The following is a 19,204-nucleotide window of genomic DNA, read 5'->3' on the forward strand; positions in this document are numbered from 1 at the left end:
CCAGTAAGCATTTATGCGTATTTTTCATTAAGAATTGTGGGTACCGCCCTAAATATTCCAGTGTTTGAATATCCAACTGGTACTAATCATTCATCTTTATTCTTCGAGGTGTTGACACCGCATCCCGCCGGATTTATAATCTGCCGACACAAGATTTTGCATTAGAAATAATAACCTTAACTATGGGCGGTGGCGGCTGGGCAAGGAAGCGAGGGCCGAATTGACACAGGGCAGTTTCTGGCAGCTCCACGGTAAAAAAGTCCTTATTATCGGTGCCGTCGTCAGTCTGCTGGGAGCCTGGACTTTCGGCCAGCTTAACATCAAGACCGATGTTGACAGCTATCTGCCGGAGGTGATGCCGGAAGCCGCCAGCTTTGAGCTCATCACCAGCAAAGCCGCTGACGGGCAGTACCTGTACTCGGCTGCTAACGGCGCCGGTCCAATCGGCTACGTCACCGCCGGAGAAGGGCAGGGCTACGGCGGGCCGATCATCGTTCTGGTTGCTTGGACTCTGGATGGTAAAATCACCAATATCCAGGTTCCCCAGCATGAGGAAACCCCGGCCTGGTACAACCGCCTTTACACCGCCCAGTATTTTACTCAATATATCGGGCGGGAGTTTCTTGACCCGTTCACACTCGACGAGGACATCAACGCCGCCTCCGGGGCCACCCGCTCCTCCCACGGCGTCGCCGAGGGCGTTTATGAAGGCCGCCTGCTGCTGGCGGAACACCTCGGCCAGCCGTTTGTCGGCCCCAAGCAGCCAATCCAACTCGGCGCCCCTGAGATCGTCCTGCTGCTGGGACTGGCACTGGTGGTCATCTTCAGGATGGTGCCGGGGCTGCGGCAAAAACGCTGGCCGCGCTATGTCATGCTGGTTTACGGGTTGGTGTTTTTCGGCATCTGGCTCTCGGCGATGCTGTCGCTGATTAACTTCCTCGTCTTCCCCATCGGGTTCGCCCCTTCGCCGGCCACCAACCCGCTGCTGTACGTCATGGTCTTCGGCATCTTGGGTCTGGCCGCCATATTCGGCAAGAATTTCTGGTGCTTCTGGGTCTGCCCGTACTGCGCCCTGCAGGAAGGCGCCCATTTCCTGGGCGGCAGCCAGGTGCGGCCGATCTCCCGGCGCCAGCTGCTTTTACGCAATACCCGTTACATCATTCTCTGGGCGCTGGTGATGTTTGTTTTCATCTCCCGCCAGCCGCAGATTTCGGTCATCGAACCCTGGAATACCGTTTTCAGCCTGGAAGGCAATCTGTCGCAGTGGCTGCTGGTGATCGCCACCCTGGGCGTCAGCCTGTTTATCTATGACTTCTGGTGTCATTTCCTGTGCCCGGTAGGCGCCACCATGGATATCGTGCTTAAAATCCGCACCTGGACGGTCAACGCCATCGGACGGTTCACCGCCCGCTGATCCCGGGGAGGACGGAGTAAAATTGGCTAAAAATGACAGAAAAAACGTCCCGGTAGTCCCGGCTGAGGCTGTTGGACGCAGGCTCAAAAACTTCGGCGCCAACGAAGAGTTCAAGTGGTCCGAGGTCAAGTGCACCGCCTGCGCCCGCTGCAGCCGCGCCTGCCCGGTGGAGGCCATCACCGTCAGCCGTACCGACACTCTTAAAAAGCGTCTGCGCGCCGCTCCCTGCTCCCAGGCGTGCCCCGCCGGCCTCGACGTCTCCCGGTACGTCCGTTTCATCGCCGAAGGCAAGTATGATGAAGCCGCGGCGGTGATTCGGGAGCGGGCGCCGTTCCCTTACGTGCTGGGGCATATCTGCAAACGCCCATGCGAGTCCAGATGCCAGCGCGACGAATATGAAGGCTCCCTCCAGATCCGGGCCTTGAAGCGCATCGCCGCTGAAAACGATAAAGGCCTGTGGCGGAAAAACCTGAAAATCGCCCCGCCAACCGGTAAACAGGCCGCGGTCATCGGCTCCGGCCCGGCCGGCCTGTCAGCCGCCTATTTTCTGACGCTGCTCGGTCATAAAGTCACCGTCTTTGAAGCCCTGCCGGACAAGGGCGGCAAGATGCTTTCCAGCATTCCCGAATACCAGCTGCCCAAGACGGTGATGCGCCAGGAAATCGAGATTATCGAAAGCCTCGGCGTGGACATCCGCACCGGAAGCCGCGTCGATTCGGTTGAAAACCTCTTCAAGCAGGGCTTCGACACCGCGGTGCTGGCCATCGGCGTCCTCGGCTGGGGCAAGTCTTTGAAACTGCCCATTCCTGGCTCCGGCGACGAAGGCGTCATTGATGGCGAAGGTATAATGGACGCCGATTTGCCGCAGATTCTGGAGATCGGCAGACCCGCCAAATTAGCCCGGCGCATAAACATCCTCGGCGGCGGCAGCCTGGCTTTCCGAATTGCGCTGGCCGCGGCCCGCGCCGGCGCCAAAGAAGTCCATATATTCGGCCAGGAGCATATCGGCGACCGGGAAGCCGATTCGTGGGAAGTCGATGAGGCGCTGGCCGAAGGCGTCGTCGTCCATTCCTCGTCGCTGTTTTATCGTGTCACCAGTGAAAATGGCAAAGTCACCGGCGTGACGGGCCAGAAGATCCGGGCTTTCGGATACGACCGGGACGGCCAGCTCCACTGGGACCCGCTGCCGGGCACCGAAGAGCATTACCCGGCTGACAAAGTGATCTCGGCCCTGGGCAAAACCGGCGACCGGCCTGCCGGCGACCTTGAGGTCTGCCGGAACGGCGTTTTTGCCATCGGCGACGCCGTGAACGAGCAGCGCTCAGTGATAGAATCAATCGCCGCCGGCCGCTGGGCGGCATCCATGGCGGATAAATACCTGGGCGGCGACGGCAACCTGGACCAGTCGCTGGCTCCGCCGGAATCTCCAAGGGCGCTAACCCCGATCCGGGAGGTGAAAAGGCGACAGCCGTCACCGGTTGAAGTCAAGCACGTGCGCATTGCCGACGGTTCGCTGGCCGCCTCGGAACAGACATTGACCGCCGGGCCGGCAATGGCAGATGCCGCCCGCTGCTTGAAATGCGACCTCTGCTACGATCTGAGCGATTACCAGCTGGATGCCCGCGCCTGCGTTTTCTGCGGCCGCTGCATCGAGAGCTGCATGTGGAATGCCATCGTACCCGGCGGCGGCTATGCCTCAACCAGGAAACGCGCCGAAGAAGCCGAAACCAAAGAACAGGCTGCCCGCCGCAGACCCCTGGCGTATGTGCTTACTATACTGGTTGCCGCCGGAGCGGTGCTGATCGCCGCCGTGGTGTTGCTCAAGGCGTTTGAGTAGTCAGCCGATGTCAAAGGAACAAATATGAACAAGCCGCTTTCCCGACGGGATTTTATACGCCTCAGCGCCGTCGGCGCCGGGGTGATCGCCCTGGGCGGTCTCGGCGTCAGGGAACTGATTCAAGCCGGCGCCGCCCGGGAGGTCAGCGAAACCAGGGCTCTCCTGGGCACCTTCATCAGCATAAAAATCATCGAAACCGAAGAGGCTCCGGCCAAAGCGGCCATCTCCGATGCTTTCGCCGAAATCGAACGGCTCTCGGCCATCCTGTCGCGCCATGACCCGGCCAGCGAGCTTTCAATCCTCAACCGCGCCGGATTCATCGAATCGGCCTCTCCGGAACTGCTGGGCGTGGTGCAGAAAGCAGGCACCTTCGCCGAAATCACCGGCGGAGCCTTCGATGTCTCCGTGCTGCCCCTGCTCGATCTGTACGCCATGAGTTTCGCCGACGGCGGCGGCCCGCCCGTCGAGCGCGACATTCAGGCAGCCAGAGAGAAGGTGGGGTACTCTTTGATAGAGATTAACGGCCGCCGCGTATCGCTGGCGGCGCCGGGCATGGGCATCACCCTTGACGGCATCGCCAAGGGCTTTGTCGTCGACCAGGCTGCCGCCCTGCTGCGCGCCCGCGGCTTGACCCAGGTACTGGTTGAGGCCGGCGGCGATATGGCCCTCCGGGGCATGAGGGAGGACGGCCAGCCCTGGAAGATCGGCCTGACCCATCCCAGGGCTATGGCCGGCTACTATGAGGTTTTTTCGACCTCCAACGACTGCCTGGCGACATCCGGGGATTATGAAAACGCCTTCACCCCTGATTATTCCTGGCATCATATTATAGATCCCCGGATCGGGCACTCACCCAGAGAGGTGGCCTCGGCCACGGTCATCGGGCCTGACACAACCTACGCCGATGCTATGGCCACCGCCGCCATGGTGCTCGGCGTTTCCGACTCGCTGGCGCTGTTTGAAAAACTGCCGGGAGTTCAGGCGCTGCTGATCGATAAAAACATGAAGAGACATTTTACCAGCGGTTTCTATAACCTGGCCAGGGCAGCCGCGTCCTGAATTAAAAGGGGGAAGTGGCCATGGCAGACAGCACTTTAATTAAAAGCCTGTTAGTAACCTCCCCGATAATAGGCGCCGCTGTCATCAGCCTGGTGTTCAGCGTCAGCGTGGCTTTAAATCCTGAACCGACCGCTACCTTCTCACCGCCGACTCCAACGACTACCCGCCCCCCGGCTACAACCACCCGGCCTCCCACCACCACCCCGCCTCCGGCGACGACGACCGCGCCGCCGGTGTCCACTCCGCCGCCAGCCAGCACTAACCCGCCGACGACGCCTCCCCCAACGACCACGCCAGGCGTAACAGTGCCGCCAGTCGATTTTTAATCATCTTGTTCTTTAGGTTGATTGATCTCGCCGGTCTGCTACTCCAGCTTGCGCGCCGGCACCCGGACGTTCTCCTGGCGCCTGGTGATGCCTTCCTGGTCCAGCCTGGTCAGAAAAGGGATGGAGTATTTCCGGGAAAAACCGGTGAGGGCGGCCATGTCCTGGATGGCGATCTGGCCTTTTGACTTGAGGACGTCGATGACCTTTTGCCGGGTGGCGCGGTACTGGGCGGCCGTCATCAGGATGCCCTCCGGCAGTTCGACCACCCTGCCCTGCTCCAGCATATAGCGCAGCACCGGAGAGGCCTCCGGCACCGATTGCAGCAGCTCGGTCCGGGTCGGCGGCGCGGCCGGGTCCTTGTCCGCCGCCGCCAGGATGCGCTTTTCCATCTCTTCCTGGCTGCCGGACAGCGCCGGCTTGTGGGTCGAAAGAGCCAGCACGTCGCCGGCGCGGATGATCTTCTTCTGGCTGGCGAGTTCGTCAACCAGGGCGGCGAACAGTTCCGGCGGCAGCGGCAGTTTGGCCGCCGCCTCGGCCTGCGGCAGGCCTTTTTTCAAAGGCTCAGCCTGATGTACCGCGGCCAGGCTGCTGATCAACCGTTTTTGCTGTTCCTGCCAGAAGGCCCCGCCGATAAGGTATTCGCCTTTCAGCAGGATATCGCCTTTCTTGGTTATTGCCTCGATCGTTCGGCCTAGAGCCGCCTCATTCAGGGCGGCCGCTCTTAAAAAGCCCCGCCGTAAAGCAAAATGAGTCTTGGAAAGCTCGGTGCGGATGATGGAATCGGCATCGAGCCTCCGGCGGGCGGCCAGGCGCGCCAGCCGGTCGGCCGCATTTTTAAGCTGGTAGCGCTCCGCCGCGGGATCAAGGATCCTGCCGCCGCCGATGGTTTCAGCCGGGGAGCTTTTCCTCAGGATGAAGCGCTCGCCGATGGTGGCCGCGGCTTCGCGGTCGAGCCTGAGTTGCACCAGCGCCGGGGCGCCGGGAATTACCTCCCTACCTTCCAGGGCGATGACCCGCGCCGGCAGCTCCGCCGTCTCGAAGAAAAGCGATACTTCGGCGCCGGTCTTAAGGGGCTGCTTCACCGTTGGCAGCAGCGTCAGGTCGGCATCAAGGTAGCGCGACAGCGGCGTCTCCTGACCCTGCCGGACGATGATATCGCCGCGTTCCAGCTCGTCTTTTTTAACTCCAGACAGGTTCAAAGCGACGCGGGAGCCCGGGGCCGCCCGCTGGAGATGTTCCTTGTAGCTCTCGATGCCGCGGACGTGGGCGGAAAGCCCCCTGGGCAGGATAGTCAGCGCGTCGCCGACCGAAAGATGCCCGCCGTGGAGGGTGCCGGTGATGACCGTGCCGGAGCCTTTGATGTTGAACACCCGGTCGATGGGCAGGCGCGGCTTGCCGGCGTCTTCCTGTCTGACATAGCGGGCGAGGTTTTCGATCGCCGCTTTGAGGCTGTCGATGCCGGCGCCGGTCCTGGCCGAAACCTCGATTATGGGGGCTTGTTCCAGGGAGGTGCCGCCAAGATGGCTGGCAATATCGGCCTTGACCATATCCCGCCAGTCGGCCTCGGCCAGGTCCATCTTGTTCAGGACGACCAGGCCTCGATTGATTCCCAGTAAATCGATGATTTGAAGATGCTCTTCCGTTTGAGGCATCCAGCCGTCGTCCGCGGCCACGATGAGCATGACGGCGTCGATGCCGGTAAGGCCGGGGATGACGTTGCGGACGAAGTGCTGGTGGCCGGGAACATCCACCAGGCCCACCTTCTCGCCGGACGGTAAAGCGAACCAGGCGAAGCCAAGGTCAATGGTCATGCCGCGCTCTTTTTCCTCCGGCAGCCGGTCAGGGTCGATGGAGGTCAGCGCCTTGACGATGCTCGACTTGCCGTGGTCGATATGGCCGGCGGTGCCTAAGGTGAGCAATCAACCGTCCTCAGTGCGGGCTTTGTTCCCCATAAATCATCAAGAACAGGTTTTAGAATTTCCCGCCGCCGCCATCGCCATAACCAGTTCATCATCCTGCGCCGGGAAAACCGTCCGCAGGTCGATGACGAATCTGCCTTCGTGGACTCTGCCCAGCACCGGCGGCGAGCCCAGCCGCAGCCGGCGGCAGAAATCGTCCATCGAGCCTTTGACCTCGACGGCGACAAGGCGCGTCGGCAGGGTCTCGTCCGGCAGCGATCCGCCGCCGGCCAGGCTCTCGCCGTCGACGACCTCGGCGGAGAAACCGGCCCCGGCCAGTTTTTCGACCAGGTCATCGCCGCGGCGGGCCAGGCTTTCCAGCGTCTCGGCCATCATGCGGTAGACCGGCAGTTCGGCGGTCTGCCCCTTGAGGTACTGGAGAATGGTCGCCGTAAGGGCTATGGCGGCGTATTTGTCGATCCTGAGGGCTCTCAGCAGGGGATTCTTGCGCAGGCGGTCGATATACGCCTTTTTGCCCAGGATGATGCCGGACTGGGGTCCGCCCAGCAGCTTATCGCCTGAGACGCAGACGATGTCACAGCCGGCGGCCAGAGCCTCAGCGACGGTCGGCTCGTGACTCATCCCGAAGGCCGCGGTATCGGCCAGGGCGCCGCTGCCCAGGTCGTAGACCAGCGGCAGGTCGAACTGCCTGGCCAGCTCTTTAAGTTCCGGCAGCGCGGCGTCGTGGGAAAAGCCGCGGATAGCAAAGTTGGAGCGGTGGACGGCAAGGAGCATGGCTGTTTGATCGGAAACCGCCGCTTCGAAGTCCCGGATGAAGGTCTGGTTGGTGGTGCCCACCTCGCGCAGGACGGCGCCTGAGGCGGCCATAACCTCCGGCACCCGGAAGCCGCCCCCGATCTGCACCAGTTCGCCGCGGGAAACGATGACCTCCCGGCCCCTGGCCAGGGTGGACAGGACGAGTAAAACCGCCGCGGCGTTGTTGTTGACCACCAGGGCGCTCTCGGCGCCGGTGGCCATTTCCAGCAGCTTTTCCATGGATTGGGCGCGCACACCTCGTTCGCCCGTCGCCAGATCGAGTTCAAGGGCGCAGTAGCCGCCCAGCAGCTTCGAGAGCGCCTCGACGGCTGCCGGGGGCAGCGGGGCGCGGCCGAGATTGGTATGTAGAATGATGCCGGTGGCATTGATTACCGGCTCCAGTAAGCCGGGCCATGCGGCAGCCAGGTGATAACTTACCATCTCGACGACAGCCTCAAAAGGCGGCACCGCGCCGCCGGCGGCGGCGTGCTGCCTGATGCGGTCGACGACATCCCGGACCGTGGCCGCGACCACCGGATGGGAATAGCGCCCGATAGCCGGCGCCAGCGCCGGGTCGGAAAGAACCTTCTCGACCGAAGGGATTTTCCGCAGTTCGCTCTGATTTTCGTTGGGCATTTTCTGCCTCTATTCTGCGACGATTATTCGCCCTTTGGGTTCGGCGACGACCTCGCCGATGATGGCGGCGGCCGGGAAACCTCTGGCTTTGATGTTATTAACCATCTCATCAGCGATGCCCGCAGGCGCGGCGATCAGCAGTCCGCCCGAGGTCTGCGGGTCGAACAATACGTCCAGCATCCATTCCTCCGCCGGAAATTGAATGTCAAGCAGTCCCTGGCGGTATTCCCGGTTGGAGTAAGCCCCCCCGGGCACCAGCCCGGCTTTGGCCCAGCCCTCGACGCCGGGCATCAGCGGAATCGCTTTCCAGTTCATTTTATACCCGATTCCGCCCTGGGTCACCATCTCCGCGGCATGACCCAGGAGCCCAAAACCGGTGATGTCGGTGGCGGCATTGGCGCCCAGTTCATTCACCGCCTCGGCGGCGGCCTTGTTCAGGGTGGACATCTGAGCGATAACCGCGGTCGTCGCCGCCTCGTCGAGTCGCCCGCCCTTGAGGGCGGTGAGCAGGATGCCGGTACCCAGCGGCTTGGTGAGAATCAGTTTATCCCCCGGCTTGGCTCCGCCCTTGGTCAGCACCCTTTTGGGATCGATAACGCCGGTGACGGAAAGGCCGAATTTGATCTCGTCGTCCTTGACCGAATGGCCGCCGACCAGGGCGCATCCGGCCTCATCGAGCTTTGACACCGCGCCTTCGAGGATCAAGCGCAGTGTCTCGATCTCTATCTTGCCGGTGGGAAAGCCGACGAAACTCATGGCCGTCACCGGCCTGCCGCCCATGGCGTAGACGTCGGACAGCGAGTTGGCGGCCGCCACCTGCCCGAAGGCAAAGGGGTCATCCACCACCGGAGTGATGACGTCTATCGTCTGGACGATGGCGATATCAGGCGTGAGCCGATAGACCCCGGCATCGTCTGGAGATTCCAGGCCCACCAGCACCTCAGGGTAGGACTTGAGCGGCAAGCCGCACAGCGCTTTAGCTAGGTCACCCGGACCTATCTTGGCCGCTCAGCCGGAGTACGCGGAGTATTCGGTCAGGCGTTTAGCCATGCGTCCCACCCCCTTTCGGCCGGCAACCCGCGGTTTGCCGTGAAACTCGAAGCGCGAAATCCTTTTTACTCAGAGACTCGTTGGCTTCGATGTAGTTCGCTCCAACCGAACCAGCCGACCTGACCACCTGCCGTACCAATTCTGTGACCGCGGGGTCTTGAGGCAATTTGCGAGAAGTTTCGATCACAGCGGCGGCAAAAGCTTCAGTCCTTTGCTCGAGATCATATTTCTTCTCCATTTTCAATCAGGTCATTCGTATTTGTTTCGTATTTCGATATTCGAATTTCGGATTTTTACTTGTGGCGGAGGGGAAGGGAATCGAACCCCCCGCGGCGGTTTGCGCCGCCGCCTACGGTTTTGAAGACCGCGAGGCCCACCAGAGCCTTTCCGCCTCCGACTAAAGCGGCATTATAGCATAACGCCGTCAACCGGCAGCAATCGGAAGGCCGGCGCCGGCGTAAAAAAAGGGCGTCCTTCGCCTGAAGGACGCCCTTTTGATTCGCGAGCGGTGACTTACTGGTTGATCAGCTTGATCTGCTCGTACTTATAGGTGGCGCCGCTCTGGACGACCTTCCACTGTTCAAAGGTCGCGGTGGTGCGGTCGCCGTACTGGTCGAAGGTGATGGTGCCGGAGACGCCGGCGTAGTTCTTGCCCAGCCGCAGGATCTCGGCGGAGATCTTGGCGGCATCGGTCGTGCCGACGTTCTGCATGGCGGCGATGGCCAGTTTGGTGGCGTCATACACGGTGTCGTTGTAGGTGCCGGGGTCGCGGTTGTATTCCGCCTTGTACTGGGCGGCGTAGGTGGCGGCCAGGGCCAGGCCGGCCGGAGCTACCGGGTTGGTGCCGGTGACCACCTTGGCCATGAAGGCCGCGGCCTGGGCGTCGGCGATGGTTTTATCGACCTTGACGCCTTCGGAGGTGATCCACTTGGCGGAATCCAGGCCGACCTGAGCGGCCTGCTTGAAGATGATGACGGCGTCATCCTCGTAGCCGGCGTGGATGACCACGTCCGGGTTCTTGGATTTCACCGCCTGGAGGTCGGAGAGGTAATCCAGTTTGGTCGGGTCATATTTGACGGTGCTGACGACCGTCGCTTTGCCCGCCAGCAGGCCGGTAACTGTATCGGCGATGCCGACGCCGTACTGGGTGTTCTGGACGACGATGGCCACGTTCTTGTAGCCGGCGTCAATCACCAGCTGGGCCATGGCTTTGCCCTGGAGGGTGTCGGAAGGGGCGGTGCGGATGAAGTACTGGCGCCAGGCCTGATTGGTGATGGCCGGTGAGGTGGCCGAGGGCGAGATCAGGAGGACCTTGTTCTGGGCAGCCCATTCGCCGGAGGCCAGCACCGCGCCGGAGATCATGGGGCCGATGATGACCTTGCAGCCGTTGACCGTGCCCAATTTCTTGACCGCTTCGAATCCGGCGGTGGGATCGGTCTTGCCGTCTTCAACGATGAGATTGATCCTGGCGCCGTCGATGCCTCCGGCGGCGTTAGCCTGTTTGACCGCCAGGCGGATGCCGTCGGCCAGTGAGGAGCCGATGCCGGACAGCGCGCCGGTCAGGTCCATGACCGCCCCCAGATTGACATCCGGTTTGGAGGTGGTGCCGGTGGGATTGGTGGTGCTGTCATCGCCGCAGGCGGCGAAGGTGAATACCATCACCAGCGACAGGACCAGGACGAGTAACCTTTTGAGCATGAAATCCCCCTTTCAAAATTAGAATAGTGACGTTTGATGATACACGCTGGCATCGCGTAGTGTCAAGAATGCTAATTAATGTCTAACGGATTCAACCCCGGCCACCGTTCAGCCGCTCAAGCCCAGGTAGCGCTTGCGCGCCTCCTCGTTCTCCAGGATGGTCGCCGCTTCGCCTTCCAGAGCCAGGCGCCCGCCGACCAGAACGTAGGCGCGCCGGGCGAAGCCCAGGATGCGGCGGGTGTCCTGCTCGATGGTGATCAGCGCCGTACCCTGTTCGTTGATCAAGCGCAGCTTCTCCAGAATGCCCTCCGCCGCTTTATGGGACAGCGAGGCCAGCGGTTCGTCCAGCAGCAGCACCCGCGGATTGGCCATCATCGCCCGGGCGATAGCCAGCATCTGCCGCTCGCCGCCGGAAAGCGAACCGGCGTAGAATTTCTTGCGCCGCTCCAGTTCCGGGAAAAGCTGGTACATCCGGGCGATGTCTGACTTGATGCCGCCGTCGCGGCGGACGAAGGCGCCCATCTCCAGGTTCTCCTGCACGGTCAGGTTGCGGAAGACGTTGTCGGTCTGCGGCACGTAGCCCAGGCCCATGGTGATGGTGCGGTCGGACGACAGGCCGGTAATATCCAGGCTGTCGAAAACGATGCGACCTTCGAACAGGCGGGCAAAGCCGAGCAGGCTTTTCAGCAGCGTCGATTTGCCCGAGCCGTTGGGTCCGATGATGGCGACGTTGCCGCCGTTCTCGAGACGAAGCGATACCCCGTTGACGATATGGACATCGCCGTAGCCGGCGACGATCCCGGACGCGGTCAGGATGTCGTTCATCTGGCGCCTCCGGCGGCTGAGGCGCCGATATAGACCTCAAAGAAGATGGGGTCGTTGATGACCTTCTCCGGCTCGCCCTGGAGGACGATTTTGCCGCGGTCCATAACGTAAACCCAGTCGGTATAGGAGATGAGCAGCTCCAGCCGGTGCTCGATGATGAGGAAACTCATGTCCTTTTCACGCTTAAGCTTGTCCAGCTCGGCAAAGATCTGCCTGCCCAGCACCGGATTGACGCCGGCCGCCGGTTCGTCCAGCAGCAGCAGCTCCGGCTCGGCCATGAGCGACCGGCCGATCTCCAGCAGTTTTTGCTGGCCGCCGGACATTTCCCCGGCCTTGGCGAAAGTCAGGTGCGACAGGTTTAGTAGCTCTAAAAGCTGCATGGCGCGGATGGCCAGCCGTTCCTCGTCCTGGTGCCACTTGCCCCGCCGGAGGAGCGAGTTCCACAGGTGGTCGCCCGGCTGGTTGCGGGCGGCGATGATCATATTGTCCAGAACCGTCATCTTCGGGAACAGCCTGGGGAACTGGAAAGCGTTGCCCATCCCCAGGTCGAATATCTGGTGGGGCGCCATTTTTTCGATATGGCGGCCGGCGAAAGTGACGCGCCCGCCGTCCGAAGGCCGCAGGCCGTAAATCGAGGACAGGAGCGTCGTCTTGCCGCAGCCGTTGGGGCCGACCAGACCGACGAACCGGCCTCGGCCGACCTCCAGCGAGGCCCCGTCCACGGCGCACAACCCGCCGTAGTTTTTAACCAGGTTCTCAACTTTGAGAAGCGGTTCAGCCACGCCGGCCTCCGCGTCCCAAACCCGCCGCGCCAGGCGCCAAATTCGAAACGGGCGTCGAGTTCGGGTCATCCGCATTAGTTTCGGATTTCGATATTCGGATTTCGGATTTTATTTTGAAGAGGGGTTCAGCCACCGCATGGCCCTCCTCGTGCCGAGCGTATTGATCTTGCTCTCCTTGAACAAACCGCTGGGGCGGTACATCAGGATGACGATGATAATCAAGCCAAACAGGATGTTTTGCAGATTGGTGGGGTCGACCGGCAGGTCGACATAGTCCTTCAGGATGATGGTGCCCCGCTCGAAAAGCTGCACCGCCGCCGCCCCGACGATGACGCCGATATTGGAACCGGGGCCGCCCAGAATGACCATCATCCAGATGGTGAAGGTGATGATCGGCAGGAAGGACTCCGGCGAGATATAGCCGACGAAATTGGCGAACAGCGCCCCGCCCAGGCCGGCCATGGCCGAGCCGATCATGAACACCTGGGCCTTGTATTTGATGCGGTTCTTGCCGATGGCGTCGGCGGCGATCTCGTCCTCCCGGAGGGCGCGCATAATGCGCCCGAAGGGCGAGTTGGCCAGCAGCTGCATGAAGAAGAAGCACGCCGCTAAAATCCCCGCGACCAGGGCCAGGTTGAGCAGCAGCCCGAGCGAGAAATTGCCCGCGGCGAAGGACGGCGCGATGTTCATCCCCCAGACGCCGTTGGCCAGCCAGTCTTCGGCCTTGATGAAAATGCGCAGGATCTCGCCGAAGGTGAGGGTGACGATAGCCAGGTAGTCTTCGCGGAGGCGGATAGCCGGCAGGGACACCAGCAGGCCGAAGAGTGAGGCGATGCCGGCGGACAGCAGCATCGCCAGCGGCCAGGGCACTCCGGCCTGGACCAGCAGGGCGAAGCTGTAGGCGCCGATCATGAAATACGCCACCTTGCCGAAGCTGGCCAGCCCGGTGTAGCCGTATTCAGCGTTGAGCGACAGGGCGACGATGGCAAAAATGCCGATGTAAACCAGCGCGTTCAGGCCGTATATCAGTATCGGATCCATGCTAATTGCCCTTGAAAGCCTTGGCCAGGCCCTGAGGCCTGAAAATAAGGACGGCGATCAGAATGATGAACGGGATGGCCATGCGGTATTCGGTGGATAGTCCGGCCTCGGCCAGCAGCACCACGCCGACGTTCTCCGCCAGGCCGATGATGAGAGCCGCCGCCATGGCGCCGTAAAAACTGCCGATGCCGCCGAGCATGGCCACAGCGAAAGTCGGCAGCAGGATGTCCCAGCCGAGGTACGGCGACAGCCTCGTCTCCACGCCGCGGAACAGCCCGGCCACTCCGGCCAGGCCGGCGGAGACGAACCAGGTGATTACGAGGACACGGGTGGTGTTGATACCTGACGATAAGGCCAGGCGGGGGTTGGAGGCGGTGGCGCGGATGGCTTTGCCGATGCGGGTGCGGGTCAGCATGAAATGCAGCCCGATACCGACGGCGACGGCGGTGATGATCAGGATAATCCAGTTCAGGGTTACCCGGAGCGGGCCGATATCATATGCCGGCCAGACGATGGACAGGGTCAGCGGCGAAAAGCCCCAGATCTCGCCGATGGTGTGGCGCAGGATAAAGCCTAAAGCCATGGAAGCCACCATCAGGTGGATCAGGCTGGCGCCCCGGTCGGTCAGCGGCTTGAAAATGCCGCGGTAGGACAGGTAGCCGACGATGCCCGCGACCAGAAAGGCCGCCGCGAAAGCCACTGGCAGCGGCGCGCCGAGCTGTTCCGTCACCCAGAAGCCGATAAAGCCGCCCAGCGACATGATCTCGGCGTGAGCGAAGTTTGGAAACTTGGCCAGGCCGTACACCAGCGTCAGCGCTACGGCTGAGATGAGGTACAGGCTGCCGGTAACCGCCGAATTAAATAGAATCTGTGCCCAGTTCAAGTAGCCGCCACGCTTACAAAAATACGCGTCAATATAACAGAATATCGCCTGGACTGGCAAACAAGTGTAAGATTATCACCTATATCATGATTCGCCTGAGCCACGCCCGCGGGGAGCGGCGAGGCCGGGGGCGATGCCGGTTTAGTGCCGGCGGGTGATGGCCAGCCAGGCGGCGGCGCCCAACGCGATGGCCGGCAGCATGGTGATGGTGATGAAGACATAAGACGCCGGCGGGTCAAGCTGGTCGCGCTGATCCAGCACCACCCACAGGCCGGTCAGCAGCAGGATGCCGCCGACGCCGCCCACGAACCGGTCGTACATGGTGACCCGGGCGCCGTGTTTCCGGAAGTAATACTCCAGGAAAGCGTATCCGGCGACCATGATGAAGAAGAAAAGAACGAAAATCATCTCTTTTACCCCGCTTTCTGCGACTTTCCCGGCAACAAATTGTATAGTATCATATCGCGGGCAGGAATCAACAACCGGGCGCGTCCGGAACGTTTGAAATTGACGCCGCGGCCGATTTGGGGTTAGAATACATAATATCCTTGAAGAGGGAAAGTGAACAATGCCTATCTACGAATACCGCTGTATGGACTGCCGCAAGAAGTTTGACCTGCTCCGCCCGATGAGCCAGTCGACAGAACCCGCCGAATGCCCCACCTGCAAAGGCCAGGCCAGGCGCATCGCCTCCACCTTCATGGCTAAAGGCTCCGGCGGCCAGAGTATCGGCGGCGGCGGCGGCTGCTCCAGCTGTTCTTCTTCCTCCTGCGGCTCCTGCCATTAGTTCGAAAGGGTTCACTGCCACTCAAAGCGGCCTCTTGTCGAGGCCGCTTTTTTATTACCGGCTTCCGCCCGCCCTGGCCTGGTCGGCATCGACGGTCATCGTGGCGGTGAACGCCCGGCGGCTGAAGTTCGGCCCCCGGAGGTAACTGCTTCGGCGGCTGAGCGTTATAATAATCATGAATATTCTGTTTCCATGGGAGGCGTTATGAAATCCTGGTTGAAAGTGGTTATTCCTGCCCTGCTGGTGGTGGCGGTCGCCGCCGGCTGCGGCGGCCTCAGCCCTGCCCTGGGTGAGAAATTCACCCTCAAGGCCGGCCAATCGGCGGTCATCGAAGGGGAAGACCTGAAAATCCGCTTCGATGCCGTGGAATCGGACTCGCGCTGTCCTTCGGATGTTGTCTGCGTCCGCGCCGGCGAGGCGGTCATCAGGGTCACCGCCACCCAGGCCGGTCAAAACGCGACGCTGACGATGGTGGAGGAGGGCTTGACTTCAGGTCTTAACGTGGTAGATTATAAGAACTACCATATAGAGTTCAGGCTGACGCCTTACCCCGTTTCGACGGTTGAACTTAAACAGGGCGACTATCGGCTGGAACTCAAAATAACGAAGTCCTGAGGAGGAGGCGCCCATGAAATATCTCGTCACCGGCCACCAGGTCATCCCCGGCGCCGGCCACTCGGATCAGGTCAATTATCTCCGCGCCGCCAAAGCCTGGGTCAAACGCCATCAGGATGACGGCCTTCTGGAAGCCGCCTTCAGCTTTTCCGACGGCGGCGGCATGTTTATCATGAACGCGTCAAGTCATGCTGACCTGATGCGCCTGATGCTGACCTTTCCCCTGGCGCCGATGACCCAGTGGCAGGTCAAGCCGCTGATGGACTTCGAGGAATCCTCGGACATCATCATCGAGACGCTCAAGCCGTTCTCCTAGTCCCTTCGAGCCAGTCACCAAGCCCTCCCGGCGGGAGGGCTTCTTTTTTTCTGCCATTTTGCAGACTTTATTGCCGATTTTGCTTGATATGGCGCCGAGGTTGGGTTATACTTCTTCACCGTTAAGGTTTATGGTTGGGAGGTAGCTTCTGTGGACGGTTCGACTTTCCCCAAATGCCAGGCATGCAAAACCGGTGACCTGGTGCCCCTGTCGGACTTCGGCAACCAGGGCGCCCCGATCCATTACAAGGCCTGGGTCTGCACCAATCCCGAATGCGGCTACAACTTAAAGATCCGCAACGGCGACGTCTATATCAACGAACCCATCGGCAGCGGCGTCAATAACCACCGCCAGCGCAATCCGGCCAACTTTTAACCGGGCTCCCGATGTTCGGCCGTCTTCTGGGCAGCCGCGACCGGCTGCTGGACGTGTTCTTCCCGCGCTACTGTCTCGGCTGCGGCCGGGAAGGCGCCTATTTTTGCGCCCGCTGCCGGGAGACGCTGCCTTTCCAGGCGGCGCCCTTCTGCCCCGCCTGCGGCAAGAGCCTGGACCATCACCCTGACTGCGACCTGCTGGCTCCCGAACTCCGGGAACTGCGGTCGGTCTTCCGGTTCGAAGGGCCGCTCAAAAAGGCGGTTCACCAGCTCAAGTACAACAACCTCCGGGACATCGCCGGGGTGCTTGGCGCCTTCATGGCCGATTTCCTCAAGTCCAATTCGATCGCCGGCGACGCCCTGGTGCCGGTGCCATTGCACCGGTCCCGCCTCCGGGAGCGCGGCTACAACCAGTCCGAACTGCTGGCCGTGGCCGTCCACCGCCTGACCGGCCTGCCGGTTTTTGTCGACGCTTTAAAGAAGATCCGCCCCACGCCGCCGCAGGCTGACAGCGCCTCCATAGAAGAGCGCCGCCGTGCGGTGGTTGACGCCTTCCGGTGTTATAATACGCTCAAAGGCCGCCGCGTCATCCTCATTGACGACGTGGCGACATCGGGGGCGACCCTTTCCGCCTGCGCCGCGGCCGCCGCCGCCGCCGGCGCCGCCGAGGTGAGGGCGCTGACCCTGGCCCGGGAAATTTAACGAAAGGTTCGAGGTGACGCCTATGGAAACGATCATCACCGCCAAGAATCTGACCCTTGATGAGGCCGCCCGCAAGCAGATCGAGCGCAAGTTCAGCAAGATCGGCCGGCACCTGCCGCAGGCGCGGGAGCTGCGCCTTGACCTGTTCGAAGAATCCACCAAAGCGGCTAAAGACCGCTTTGTCGCCCGCGGCTTTCTGGACGTGCTGGGGCCGGTCATGACCTCGGAATGCCGCGCCGCCAACCTGATTACCGCCGTTGACCAGCTGGTAGGCGTCATGGAGCGCCAGGCCCAGGATTTCAAGAATAAGAACCAGGGTTTCGACCGGGAGAGCCAGCGCTTCGCCCCGGCCGGGCACCCCGGCACCAGGCCGCCACCGCCGCCAGCCCCAAACGGCGTCGCCATCGACGCCGAGCGCGTCAGGCCGGAGCCGATGAGCCTGTCGCAGGCTGTTGACAGCATCAACGACACCAAGGACGACTTCCTGCTGTTCCGCAATCCCGGCGGCGGCGTCAATCTGCTGCTCCGGCGCGAAGAAGGCGGCCTGAAATTGATCGAGATCGAAACCGGCTGACCGGGCGATCGCGGGAGAATCTGATGAAACCAACCTCACACCATCGCAAATACGGCCTGGTCGAGACCGGCGCCGGCTGGGTCGGCATCGAGGTCACCGAAAAAGGCGTCAAGCGGCTGACGCTGCCGGCCGAAGGCCGCCAGGCGGCTCTGGCTGAACTGGGCGTCGAGGAAAAGGACCTGACGCTTGAATCCGGCGGCGGCGGCCTGGCTGACCGGCTGAAGCACTTCTTCATGGGCGAACCGGTGGTGTTCAAGGAAGGCCTCGACCTGACCGGAGCCACCGAGTTCCAGCAGCAGGTCTACCGCGCCGCCTGCGGCATCCCCTTCGGCGAGACAAAGAGCTACGGCGAACTGGCGGCGGCCATCGGCAAACCGGGCGCCGCCCGCGCCGTCGGCCAGGCGCTGGGGGCCAACCCGCTGCCCATCCTCATCCCCTGCCACCGGGTGGTGGCGGCGGATGGCGGGCTGGGCGGCTTTTCCGGCGGCGTCGAGACCAAGCAGCAGCTGCTGGAGATGGAGAAGAAGGGCAAGAAGTAGGCTCCATCACCGGCTTGGTGTAACTTTCTGTTGAAGAGCCCGGTTGTCGCCGGGCTCTTCAACTATTTATATGGAGGAATAATCATGAATCGAGTTAATAAACAACAACGCTGCACAACATAAAAAATATCGCGCAAGCGCCTATTGATAATGTTAATCCCTTGTATCAATAATCTTAGCGTACCAATCTCCGGTATGTGCGCCGATCCCGCCCCAGCGCAACCAGCCACACTTCGGCAATCGCGCCGCGACCCACTCCCGAAAAGAGGTAGGGGAACCATGACCGAAGAAAAGGTACTTTATGACTCCGGCGCTGGATTGAAAATCACCGACGAACGCATACGCATCGGTCCTGAGTCGTTTGATTGGGCTTCGGTCAAGAACGCTAGGATAACCACCAGCCGCACTTACGACAGGTTGACCGCGGCCGGTGTTTTTCTCCTCGCCGCCAGTTTTTTCGTTTTCATCCTTATGGCGATGATGTATTCCGTCGCCTCATCCGATTCAGGTCAATCCTTGACTGAACTCACACCCTGGGGGTATGCCCCGGTAATCGGCTTCCTGACCGGGGCGTTTCTTACCGTAATCCCCCAGGTCATGAAACATACAACCGCAAAGAAAACTTTGTCGCTCACTGAATTCAGTGGCAAAACGACCGTCATCAATGAGAACCTGAAAGTACCCCAGATGACCCAGGCCGCGGCGATAATTAATCAAAACGTCGGTCTGCGCATGGCAATGGACTCGGACATGCCGGCAATATACCGCAAAGCTCACTTCAAAAGTATGTTCACCACGATGCTTTTAGCCATTCTGCCCAGCACCATTTCCATCTGGGGACTCGGCCATCTGTACCTCGGCAAAACTGTCTATGGCCTTCTATGGCTGGGCGCCTCTTTGATTATCTGGTTCGTAATCCCCAATGGGCCCTATTCCGCCTTAAGCGCACTCGTTTTGTCAATAACGCATATTGTGCATGCTCACTACTGTGCGAAGAAAATGGGGGTCTAGTTCCGAACGGTAGGCGCAGGA

The 19,204-nt window shown here is 61.3% G+C and carries 23 protein-coding genes and 1 tRNA gene; 11 read left to right on the forward strand and 13 right to left on the reverse strand.

Going from position 1 to position 19,204, the window contains the following annotated elements:
* Window positions 1–220 precede the first annotated feature (220 nt).
* Genes DEALK_RS02390 through DEALK_RS02400 form a run of 3 tightly spaced genes read left to right on the forward strand, consistent with a single transcriptional unit; the run spans window position 221 to window position 4,310 of the window.
* Window positions 221–1,414 carry an FMN-binding protein gene (locus tag DEALK_RS02390; RefSeq protein WP_058438351.1) on the forward strand — a complete coding sequence of 398 codons (1,194 nt, stop codon included), beginning with the start codon at window positions 221–223 and terminating at the stop codon, window positions 1,412–1,414.
* 22 nt (window positions 1,415–1,436) lie between these two features.
* Window positions 1,437–3,251 (forward strand): FAD-dependent oxidoreductase, encoded by a 1,815-nt coding sequence (locus DEALK_RS02395; protein ID WP_058438353.1) that lies wholly within the window; start codon window positions 1,437–1,439, stop codon window positions 3,249–3,251.
* A gap of 24 nt (window positions 3,252–3,275) precedes the next feature.
* Window positions 3,276–4,310 carry an FAD:protein FMN transferase gene (locus DEALK_RS02400; protein WP_058438355.1) on the forward strand — a complete coding sequence of 345 codons (1,035 nt, stop codon included), beginning with the start codon at window positions 3,276–3,278 and terminating at the stop codon, window positions 4,308–4,310.
* 1 nt (window position 4,311) lies between these two features.
* On the opposite strand, the gene DEALK_RS10085 is transcribed toward DEALK_RS02400, so the two are convergent.
* The 12 genes from DEALK_RS10085 to DEALK_RS02455 form a co-directional block, all read right to left on the reverse strand.
* A complete protein-coding gene (locus DEALK_RS10085; protein ID WP_165802759.1) occupies window positions 4,312–4,602 on the reverse strand; it encodes a hypothetical protein in 291 nt (96 codons plus the stop codon).
* Between the two features lie 72 nt (window positions 4,603–4,674).
* Window positions 4,675–6,555: a selenocysteine-specific translation elongation factor gene (gene selB, locus DEALK_RS02410; RefSeq protein ID WP_058438359.1), complete on the reverse strand. Its 1,881-nt coding sequence runs from the start codon at window positions 6,553–6,555 to the stop codon at window positions 4,675–4,677.
* 39 nt (window positions 6,556–6,594) lie between these two features.
* Window positions 6,595–7,986, reverse strand: coding sequence for an L-seryl-tRNA(Sec) selenium transferase (gene selA / locus DEALK_RS02415; protein WP_058438362.1), 1,392 nt, complete (start codon window positions 7,984–7,986; stop codon window positions 6,595–6,597).
* Between the two features lie 9 nt (window positions 7,987–7,995).
* Window positions 7,996–8,985: a selenide, water dikinase SelD gene (gene selD, locus DEALK_RS02420; RefSeq protein ID WP_425479160.1), complete on the reverse strand. Its 990-nt coding sequence runs from the start codon at window positions 8,983–8,985 to the stop codon at window positions 7,996–7,998.
* A 43-nt stretch (window positions 8,986–9,028) separates the two neighbouring features.
* Window positions 9,029–9,274: a four helix bundle protein gene (locus DEALK_RS09740; protein WP_083496320.1), complete on the reverse strand. Its 246-nt coding sequence runs from the start codon at window positions 9,272–9,274 to the stop codon at window positions 9,029–9,031.
* A gap of 62 nt (window positions 9,275–9,336) precedes the next feature.
* Window positions 9,337–9,431: transfer RNA gene (locus DEALK_RS02425), tRNA-Sec, on the reverse strand.
* Between the two features lie 118 nt (window positions 9,432–9,549).
* The gene (locus DEALK_RS02430) at window positions 9,550–10,734 is read right to left on the reverse strand and encodes an ABC transporter substrate-binding protein (RefSeq protein ID WP_058438365.1); all 1,185 of its coding nucleotides are present in this window, start codon (window positions 10,732–10,734) and stop codon (window positions 9,550–9,552) included.
* A gap of 108 nt (window positions 10,735–10,842) precedes the next feature.
* Window positions 10,843–11,559, reverse strand: coding sequence for an ABC transporter ATP-binding protein (locus DEALK_RS02435; protein ID WP_058438367.1), 717 nt, complete (start codon window positions 11,557–11,559; stop codon window positions 10,843–10,845).
* Window positions 11,556–12,341, reverse strand: coding sequence for an ABC transporter ATP-binding protein (locus tag DEALK_RS02440; protein WP_058438368.1), 786 nt, complete (start codon window positions 12,339–12,341; stop codon window positions 11,556–11,558). Before DEALK_RS02440 ends, DEALK_RS02435 begins: the two co-directional genes overlap by 4 nt.
* Window positions 12,342–12,449: 108 nt before the next feature.
* Window positions 12,450–13,382: a branched-chain amino acid ABC transporter permease gene (locus DEALK_RS02445; protein WP_058438369.1), complete on the reverse strand. Its 933-nt coding sequence runs from the start codon at window positions 13,380–13,382 to the stop codon at window positions 12,450–12,452.
* Between the two features lies 1 nt (window position 13,383).
* Complete coding sequence (locus DEALK_RS02450) at window positions 13,384–14,265, reverse strand: branched-chain amino acid ABC transporter permease (RefSeq protein WP_058438370.1); 882 nt, start codon at window positions 14,263–14,265, stop codon at window positions 13,384–13,386.
* 141 nt (window positions 14,266–14,406) lie between these two features.
* Window positions 14,407–14,673 carry a hypothetical protein gene (locus DEALK_RS02455; RefSeq protein WP_058438371.1) on the reverse strand — a complete coding sequence of 89 codons (267 nt, stop codon included), beginning with the start codon at window positions 14,671–14,673 and terminating at the stop codon, window positions 14,407–14,409.
* A 160-nt stretch (window positions 14,674–14,833) separates the two neighbouring features.
* On the opposite strand from DEALK_RS02455, the gene DEALK_RS02460 reads away from it, so the two are divergent.
* The gene (locus tag DEALK_RS02460; RefSeq protein WP_058438372.1) at window positions 14,834–15,052 is read left to right on the forward strand and encodes an FmdB family zinc ribbon protein; all 219 of its coding nucleotides are present in this window, start codon (window positions 14,834–14,836) and stop codon (window positions 15,050–15,052) included.
* 54 nt (window positions 15,053–15,106) lie between these two features.
* Here the strand turns inward: DEALK_RS02460 and DEALK_RS10325 are convergent, their stop codons facing one another.
* The gene (locus DEALK_RS10325; protein WP_275477470.1) at window positions 15,107–15,229 is read right to left on the reverse strand and encodes a hypothetical protein; all 123 of its coding nucleotides are present in this window, start codon (window positions 15,227–15,229) and stop codon (window positions 15,107–15,109) included.
* A 27-nt stretch (window positions 15,230–15,256) separates the two neighbouring features.
* On the opposite strand from DEALK_RS10325, the gene DEALK_RS02465 reads away from it, so the two are divergent.
* The 7 genes from DEALK_RS02465 to DEALK_RS02495 all read left to right on the forward strand — a co-directional run bounded on the left by DEALK_RS02465 (window position 15,257) and on the right by DEALK_RS02495 (window position 19,183).
* Window positions 15,257–15,667: a hypothetical protein gene (locus tag DEALK_RS02465; protein ID WP_058438374.1), complete on the forward strand. Its 411-nt coding sequence runs from the start codon at window positions 15,257–15,259 to the stop codon at window positions 15,665–15,667.
* A gap of 13 nt (window positions 15,668–15,680) precedes the next feature.
* Window positions 15,681–15,983, forward strand: coding sequence for a DUF3303 family protein (locus DEALK_RS02470; RefSeq protein WP_058438376.1), 303 nt, complete (start codon window positions 15,681–15,683; stop codon window positions 15,981–15,983).
* 150 nt (window positions 15,984–16,133) lie between these two features.
* Window positions 16,134–16,358, forward strand: coding sequence for a hypothetical protein (locus DEALK_RS02475; protein WP_058438378.1), 225 nt, complete (start codon window positions 16,134–16,136; stop codon window positions 16,356–16,358).
* 11 nt (window positions 16,359–16,369) lie between these two features.
* The gene (locus DEALK_RS02480) at window positions 16,370–17,059 is read left to right on the forward strand and encodes a ComF family protein (RefSeq protein WP_058438380.1); all 690 of its coding nucleotides are present in this window, start codon (window positions 16,370–16,372) and stop codon (window positions 17,057–17,059) included.
* A gap of 22 nt (window positions 17,060–17,081) precedes the next feature.
* Window positions 17,082–17,633: an HPF/RaiA family ribosome-associated protein gene (locus tag DEALK_RS02485; RefSeq protein ID WP_058438381.1), complete on the forward strand. Its 552-nt coding sequence runs from the start codon at window positions 17,082–17,084 to the stop codon at window positions 17,631–17,633.
* A gap of 23 nt (window positions 17,634–17,656) precedes the next feature.
* Window positions 17,657–18,172 (forward strand): methylated-DNA--[protein]-cysteine S-methyltransferase, encoded by a 516-nt coding sequence (locus DEALK_RS10330; RefSeq protein ID WP_058438382.1) that lies wholly within the window; start codon window positions 17,657–17,659, stop codon window positions 18,170–18,172.
* A gap of 279 nt (window positions 18,173–18,451) precedes the next feature.
* Window positions 18,452–19,183, forward strand: coding sequence for a hypothetical protein (locus DEALK_RS02495; protein ID WP_058438383.1), 732 nt, complete (start codon window positions 18,452–18,454; stop codon window positions 19,181–19,183).
* Window positions 19,184–19,204: the final 21 nt, after the last annotated feature.

The sequence above is a fragment of the Dehalogenimonas alkenigignens genome (assembly GCF_001466665.1).
Taxonomy (GTDB): domain Bacteria; phylum Chloroflexota; class Dehalococcoidia; order Dehalococcoidales; family Dehalococcoidaceae; genus Dehalogenimonas; species Dehalogenimonas alkenigignens.

Coding starts and splice junctions, on each gene's coding strand:
- DEALK_RS10325 (WP_275477470.1), bottom strand. CDS start 15,229: ATGATTATTATAACGCTCAGCCGCCGAAGCAGTTACCTCCGGGGGCCG.
- DEALK_RS02400 (WP_058438355.1), top strand. CDS start 3,276: ATGAACAAGCCGCTTTCCCGACGGGATTTTATACGCCTCAGCGCCGTC.
- DEALK_RS10330 (WP_058438382.1), top strand. CDS start 17,657: ATGAAACCAACCTCACACCATCGCAAATACGGCCTGGTCGAGACCGGC.
- DEALK_RS02445 (WP_058438369.1), bottom strand. CDS start 13,382: ATGGATCCGATACTGATATACGGCCTGAACGCGCTGGTTTACATCGGC.
- DEALK_RS02465 (WP_058438374.1), top strand. CDS start 15,257: ATGAAATCCTGGTTGAAAGTGGTTATTCCTGCCCTGCTGGTGGTGGCG.
- DEALK_RS02455 (WP_058438371.1), bottom strand. CDS start 14,673: ATGATTTTCGTTCTTTTCTTCTTCATCATGGTCGCCGGATACGCTTTC.
- selA (WP_058438362.1), bottom strand. CDS start 7,986: ATGCCCAACGAAAATCAGAGCGAACTGCGGAAAATCCCTTCGGTCGAG.
- DEALK_RS02460 (WP_058438372.1), top strand. CDS start 14,834: ATGCCTATCTACGAATACCGCTGTATGGACTGCCGCAAGAAGTTTGAC.
- DEALK_RS02435 (WP_058438367.1), bottom strand. CDS start 11,559: ATGAACGACATCCTGACCGCGTCCGGGATCGTCGCCGGCTACGGCGAT.
- DEALK_RS02485 (WP_058438381.1), top strand. CDS start 17,082: ATGGAAACGATCATCACCGCCAAGAATCTGACCCTTGATGAGGCCGCC.
- DEALK_RS02430 (WP_058438365.1), bottom strand. CDS start 10,734: ATGCTCAAAAGGTTACTCGTCCTGGTCCTGTCGCTGGTGATGGTATTC.
- DEALK_RS02495 (WP_058438383.1), top strand. CDS start 18,452: ATGACCGAAGAAAAGGTACTTTATGACTCCGGCGCTGGATTGAAAATC.
- DEALK_RS02470 (WP_058438376.1), top strand. CDS start 15,681: ATGAAATATCTCGTCACCGGCCACCAGGTCATCCCCGGCGCCGGCCAC.
- DEALK_RS02480 (WP_058438380.1), top strand. CDS start 16,370: ATGTTCGGCCGTCTTCTGGGCAGCCGCGACCGGCTGCTGGACGTGTTC.
- DEALK_RS09740 (WP_083496320.1), bottom strand. CDS start 9,274: ATGGAGAAGAAATATGATCTCGAGCAAAGGACTGAAGCTTTTGCCGCC.